Here is a 6,337-nt window from a genome sequence, read left to right as displayed (position 1 = left end):
ACTACGGCGTCGTCGGCGACCTCTTCCAGGTCCTGCCCCAGCTCACCGACGAGATCAAGACCCGCAAGGGCTGACCCCCAACAAGCCCCCACGGTTACTGAAACAAACGAACGGCCCCCACGTCGCCACCCGGTGACGCGGGGGCCGTCGTACGATGCGGGCTGGTCAGCTGCCTCTCCGCTGGGGGACCTGTGATCGTCTGGCTCAACGGCGCGTTCGGCGCCGGCAAGTCCACGACCGTACGCGAACTGCACCGTCTGCTGCCCGGATCGCACATCGTCGACCCCGAGGGCATCGGCGCGCTGCTGCGCGACCTGCTGCCCGCCGACGCGCGGCGCGGTCACACGGACTTCCAGGACCTGGTCGCCTGGCGACGCCTGGTCCCGGACACCCTCACCGCGCTCCGGGCGCAGCTCGGCGAGGACGTCCCGCTGCTGGTACCGATGGCGCTGCACCGCCAGGACTACCGCGACGAGATCTTCGGCGCGCTCGCCTCCTGCCGGATGGAGGTCCACCACATCGTGCTGCACGCCGAAGAAACGGTTCTGCGGAGCCGGATCGAGGCCGACAAGGACGACACCCGCGCCCGCCGCTGGCGGATCTCCCATCTCGACGCCTATGCGGCTGCCCTGCCCTGGCTGCGCCGCGACGCGGCCGTCGTGGACACCGCCGAACTGACGCCGGGTCAGGCGGCCGAGCAGGTCCTCGCCGTGCTCCGCGCGGGCACCGCGCGGGTGCCGATCGTGCAGGACGCGATCGCAGCGGGGGACACGGTCGCCGCCGCGGTGCTGCTCTTCGACGAGGAGGACCGGGTGCTGCTCGTCGACCCGGTCTACAAGGCCGGGTGGGAGTTCCCCGGCGGCGTCGTCGAGGTCGGCGAGGCACCGACGGCCGCCGCCGTCCGCGAGGCGTTCGAGGAGCTCGGCCTGGAGCTGGCCGAGGAGAGCCTGCGCCTGCTCGCCGTCGACTGGGAGCCGCACCGTGGCCCTAGATCCGGCGGCCTGCGGCTGATGTTCGACGCCGGGCGGATCGCCGCCGCCGACCGCGCCCGGATCACCCTTCCGGCGGCGGAGCTACGCCAGTGGCGCTTCGTCAGCGCGGCGGACGCGTCCGACCACCTCGCGCCGAACAAGCTCGCCCGGCTGCGCGGCGCCCTCACGGCCCGGGAGTCGGGCGAGGTGCTCTACCTGGAGGCCGGGCGCGCGCCCGGAGACCGCACAGACAGCGGGGACCGCAGGACCGGCGATGACAGCGGGGCCGGCGCAGACCATGCCGACCATTCGGACCATGCCGACCGCTTGGACCATGCCGAGCGCTTGGACCGTTCGGACGGCTCGGACCGCGCGCGCCTTGCCGACCGGGTGGACCGCGTGGACCGGGTGGACCGGCACCAGGCGGGCTGAACCAGGCAGGATGATCCTGTGCCGTTCACCTTCAGCCACCCCGCCGCCGTCCTTCCGCTGCTGCGCGCCGCCCGGCCGCAGGGGCCGCTGATCGCCTCCGGGCTGGTCGCCGGCTCGCTCGCCCCGGACGTCCCGTACTTCGTCGACAGCCTGCTGCCCGGCGCGTACGCGGTGGGGAGGCTGACGCACCGTGCGTGGGCGGTGCCGACGCTCAACGTGGCGATCGCCGCCGGGGTCGCGGCGGCCTGGTACGGCCTCAGGCGCGAGCCCGCCGGGCGGATCGCGGAACCGTGCGCCGCCGACTGCGTGCAGGACGCGGCGTGGTTCGCCGCCTCGGCGGCCGTGGGCGCGTTCACCCATGTGGCGTGGGACGAGTTCACCCATCACGGGCGCTTCGGGGAGCGTCACATCCCGGCGCTCGGCCACCGGATCGGCGGCCGGATGCCCGTCTACCAGGCGTTGCAGTGGGTCTCGTCCGTGGCGGGCCTGGTCGTGCTGGGCCGCGCCGCGAGCCGTACACCGCAGTTGAAGGACGCGGTTCGCGAGGCGGGGTCCTCGGTGTCCCCGGCGGCGACGGCGCTGGTCGGTGCGGCCACCCTCGTCGGCGCGGTGCACCGGCTCCGCCGGGACCGTGCCCATGGGACCGAACCGCTCAGCGGGAACGACCTGGTCGCGTCGGTCAGCTTCGGCGCCGGAGCGGGCGCGGCCGTCGGTGTCGTGGCCGCCGCGGCGGTCGGCTCCGGCCTGCGTGCGGTCACCAGCGGCTCACCGGGCACGCGCCGCGCGGGGACGCGCCAGTAATATGACCGATCGTGAGCGAGAACCAGGGCCTCGGCGCCGATGAGAACGTCGAGAACGACGAGAATCTGACCACCGGAGCGACCGAGCTGCTCGACGGCGGTGATCCAGCCCTTCTGGGCGTGGAGGTCACCGACGCCGCGGAGGCGCTCGCCGACGACCTGGGCGGTGTCTGGGACGTCGTCGTGGTGGGTGCGGGGCCGGCGGGCTCGTCCGCCGCGTACGGTGCGGCGGAGGCCGGGGCGACCCGGGTGCTGCTGCTCGACAAGGCCGCCCCGCCCCGCTACAAGACCTGCGGGGGCGGCATCATCGGCCCCTCCCGCGACGCGCTTCCGCCCGGCTTCACCCTGCCGCTCAAGGACCGCGTCCACGCGATCACGTTCACGCTCGGTGGCCGCTACGAGCGCACCCGGCGTTCCAAGCGGATGCTCTTCGGCCTGATCAATCGCGACGAGTTCGACCACGGCCTGGTCCAGGCCGCCGAGAAGGCGGGCGCGACGCTGGTCACCGGCGTCACCGTCACCGGCGTCACCCAGCCGGAGGAACACGAGGCCGGGCTCGCCCTGGTCACGCTCCAGGACGGACGGACCGTCAAGGCCCGTGCCGTGGTGGGCGCGGACGGCAGTGCGGGCCGGGTCGGCGCGCACGTGGGCGTCGTCTTCGACCAGGTCGACCTGGGCCTGGAGGCCGAGATCCCGGTCCCGGCGGACGTCGCGGCGCAGTGGCGTGGCCGGGTGCTGCTGGACTGGGGCCCGCTGCCCGGATCGTACGGCTGGGTCTTCCCCAAGGGCGACAGCCTGACCGTCGGCGTGATCGCGGCCCGCGGCAAGGGCGCGGAGACCCGCGCCTACCTCACGTCGTTCATCGACCAGTTGGACCTCGCCCGGTTCACCCCGAGCGTCGAGTCGGGCCACCTGACCCGCTGCCGCGCCGACGAGTCGCCGCTCTCGCGCGGCCGCGTCCTGGTCGCCGGTGATGCGGCGGGCCTGCTGGAGCCGTGGACCCGCGAGGGCATCTCCTACGCCCTCCGTTCCGGCCGCCTGGCCGGCAAGTGGGCGGCGAAGCTCGCCGGCGCGAAGAACGGCGTCGAGGTCCGCCGCGAGGGCCTGGGCTACACCTTCGACATCCGCGCGGACCTGGGCCAGGAGATGCGGGTCGGCCGCCGCATGCTGTCGGCCTTCGAGCGCCGCCCGCAGGCCTTCCACGCCGCCGTCCTCACCTTCCGCCCGGCCTGGCGCGCCTTCGCCCGCGTCACCCAGGGCCACACCACCTTCGCCCGCCTCACCCGCGAGCTCGGCGTCTCCCGCCGCACCATCGACTTCCTGACCCGGAGGTAGGCAGGTCGGAGGTGCCCGGACGTACTGCCCTGGGAGTACGTCCCGGCACCTCAGTGAGGTGACGCAACGGGCGGGGGATCTGGCCTACGGTGCACGTATGAGATCCGGTTGGCGCGAGGGGCCCGGCCCCGAGATGCCTGATGACGGGCCGGGGTGGCCGGGATGGCCCGGTCGGCCGGGCCCGCGCGGCAGGCGCGACCGCGGCGCGCGGCGGGTCGTCGCCCTGGCGTTGGTCGTCGCGTTCATCCAGGTGCTCGGCACCCGCGCCGTGGCCGGGCACCAGCACGGCGGGAACTGGCACGAAGGGCTGCCGGCGCCGGCGGTCGTGCTTCTGCTGGCCGGCCCCGCCCTGCTCCTGCTGAGGCGGCGCTGGCCGTTGCAGGTCTGCGCCGGGACGGCGGCGGTGGCGGGGCTGTACCTGTTGCTCGGCTATCCGTACGGGCCGATCGTGCTCAGCGTCGCCATCGGCTACGTCAGCGCTGTGCTGGCCGGGCGGCGACGGGCCGCGTGGATCAGCCTGGGCGCGCTCTACCTCGCCCATGTGGTCGTCAACGCCGCGACCGGATCCCTGCGCTGGCCGGTCGAGCTCGGGGTGCTCGCCTGGCTGCTGCTGCTGGTCGCCGCTGCGGAGCTGATGCGCACGCGGATCGAGCAACGCCAGCACTGGCGTGCGGCCCGCGCCGAACGCGAGGCGCGGATCGCCGACGAGCAGCGGCTCGGCATCGCCCGCGAGCTGCACGACGTGCTCGCGCACAGCATCTCCCTGATCAACGTCCAGGCCGGGGTGGCGCTGGAGCTGATCGACGACGACCCGGAGCAGGCGCGCACGGCGCTGACCACGATCCGGGACACCAGCAAGCAGGCGCTCGGCGAAGTGCGCCAGGTCCTCGGCACGCTCCGCTCCGGCGAGCCAGCCGACCGCAGCCCCGCGCCCGACCTGGCCCGCCTGGGCGACCTGGTCCGCCAGGCGGGCGTGGCCGGGCTGACGGTCACCGTCACCCGGACCGGGCTGCGCCGCGCGCTGGCCGCCGGGATCGAGCTGGCGGCCTTCCGGATCGTCCAGGAGGGGCTGACCAACGTCATCCGCCACTCGTCCGCGCGGACCGCTGAGGTGTTGCTGGACGACAGCGCGGAGCGCCTCACGGTGACCGTCCACGACCCGGGCCCGACCTCCGCCACCGGAGGTGCCCGCGCGGGAGGCAGCGGCAGCGGGCTGGCGGGCATGCGCGAACGCGTGGGCGCGCTCGGCGGCAGCGTCGAGGCAGGCCCGGCACCCGGCGGCGGCTTCACCGTCCGCGCCGAACTGCCGCTCGCGAACGGATGGACAGCGAACGGATGGACGGCGCGCCGATGACCACGACGAGTCACGATCCCCTGGGAGACGACATGATCCGCGTGCTGCTCGCCGACGACCAGCAGCTGGTCCGGGCGGGGTTCAAGGCGCTGCTCGACGCCCAGTCCGACATCACCGTCGTCGCAGAGGCCGACGACGGCCTCCAGGCCGTCGAACGCGCCCGCGAGCTGGCGCCGGACGTGGTGCTGATGGACATCCGCATGCCCCGGCTGGACGGCCTTGCCGCCACCCGGAAGATCTGCTCGGACCCGAAGCTGAGCGAGGTCAAGGTGGTGGTGCTGACCACCTTCGAGATGGACGAGTACGTCTTCGAGGCGCTGCGCTCGGGTGCGGCGGGCTTCCTGGTGAAGGACACCGAACCGGCTGAACTCGTCCGCGCCGTCCGCGCCGCCCACGCGGGCGACGGCCTCCTCTCACCGGGCGTCACCCGCCGCCTGATCGCCGAGTTCGCCGCCCGCTCCAAGGAGCCGGAACAGCCCGCGTCCCTCTCCCGCCTCACCGACCGCGAACGCGAGGTACTGGCCCTGGTCGGCCTCGGCCTCTCCAACGAGGAGATCGCGGGCCGCCTGGTCGTCAGCCCGCTGACGGCGAAGACCCACGTCAGCCGGACCATGGTCAAGCTGGGCGCGCGCGACCGCGCCCAACTCGTCGTCCTCGCCTACGAGTCCGGCCTGGTCCGGCCCGGCTGGCTGGGCTGAGGCGGGAGTTCACGCGCAGGTTCCGCTCGCTGAGGGAACAGCGACCTACCCGGCCTTGGGGTAGCGGGTCGGCGAAGATGGTGAACTCGAGGCGGGAGAAAGCCAGCACGGGCGCGTTTTGATCCTTGTCGTCGGAGATGCCGACCATCCGAGTGCCGTCCTTGATCCGGGCGGGCTGGAAAGTTGCACACGCTCGCCCCGACGGTCCCGCTCGATATGGTCGGCCAGCATCTCCCCGTGGTCGACTGCCGCACGGGGCATGCCCAGTTCTGCCGCCTGCTCCTGTGCCCGGCTGTGTGCAGCGCACCAATAGCAGTGCCCGCTTCTGACGCTACGGGCTCCGTCTGAGCACGTCCATGAGGCAACACGAATCATTCCCGTGATGGAATAAACGATCAACGAAACGACGAAAGCCCCGATACCCAACTACCCGTCAGGGCATGGCGGCCAGCGGGGCTGACAGTTGATCACTTCTTCGACATCCGATCCAAGGTGGGGGCAGCGTGGTCGGCACCGATCACGACAGCCTGCTTGCCTCCGTCGGCGATCCGCTGCGGGCCGCTGCCTCCGGCCGGCTGGAGCACTCCCAAGCGGGCGTGCCGGTGGGCCGCTCCCGGGTGGTGGGGCGGCTGGTCGGCGGTTCGTTGGCTATGGGTAGCGGGTGTTGGGTGGGGGTGGGGTGTCGGGTGGTGGGACGGCTCGGGGTCGGCCGCTCTTCATCTGTAGTTCCCAGCCGGTGTGGTGGAG

At 73.2% G+C, this 6,337-nt stretch carries 5 protein-coding genes; all 5 read left to right on the top strand.

Features of this window, described 5'->3' with window-relative positions; genetic code table 11:
- Window positions 1-191 precede the first annotated feature (191 nt).
- The 5 genes from ABH928_RS36335 (at window position 192) to ABH928_RS36315 (ending at window position 5,590) form a co-directional block, all read left to right on the top strand.
- Window positions 192-1,403: an NUDIX domain-containing protein gene (locus ABH928_RS36335; protein WP_370073027.1), complete on the top strand. Its 1,212-nt coding sequence runs from the start codon at window positions 192-194 to the stop codon at window positions 1,401-1,403.
- 18 nt (window positions 1,404-1,421) lie between these two features.
- The gene (locus ABH928_RS36330) at window positions 1,422-2,204 is read left to right on the top strand and encodes a DUF4184 family protein (RefSeq protein ID WP_370073026.1); all 783 of its coding nucleotides are present in this window, start codon (window positions 1,422-1,424) and stop codon (window positions 2,202-2,204) included.
- A gap of 119 nt (window positions 2,205-2,323) precedes the next feature.
- Window positions 2,324-3,538: a geranylgeranyl reductase family protein gene (locus tag ABH928_RS36325; RefSeq protein ID WP_370073029.1), complete on the top strand. Its 1,215-nt coding sequence runs from the start codon at window positions 2,324-2,326 to the stop codon at window positions 3,536-3,538.
- A 97-nt stretch (window positions 3,539-3,635) separates the two neighbouring features.
- On the top strand, window positions 3,636-4,892 hold the full coding sequence (locus ABH928_RS36320; protein ID WP_370073025.1) for a sensor histidine kinase: 1,257 nt from the start codon (window positions 3,636-3,638) through the stop codon (window positions 4,890-4,892).
- Window positions 4,893-4,924: 32 nt separating this feature from the next.
- Window positions 4,925-5,590: a response regulator gene (locus tag ABH928_RS36315; protein ID WP_370073028.1), complete on the top strand. Its 666-nt coding sequence runs from the start codon at window positions 4,925-4,927 to the stop codon at window positions 5,588-5,590.
- Window positions 5,591-6,337: the final 747 nt, after the last annotated feature.

It is taken from the genome of Streptacidiphilus sp. MAP5-3 (genome assembly GCF_041262505.1).
GTDB lineage: Bacteria > Actinomycetota > Actinomycetes > Streptomycetales > Streptomycetaceae > Streptacidiphilus.
The sequence above is the reverse complement of the archived record's forward strand: the minus strand, read 5'-3'. Positions and strand labels throughout refer to the sequence as shown.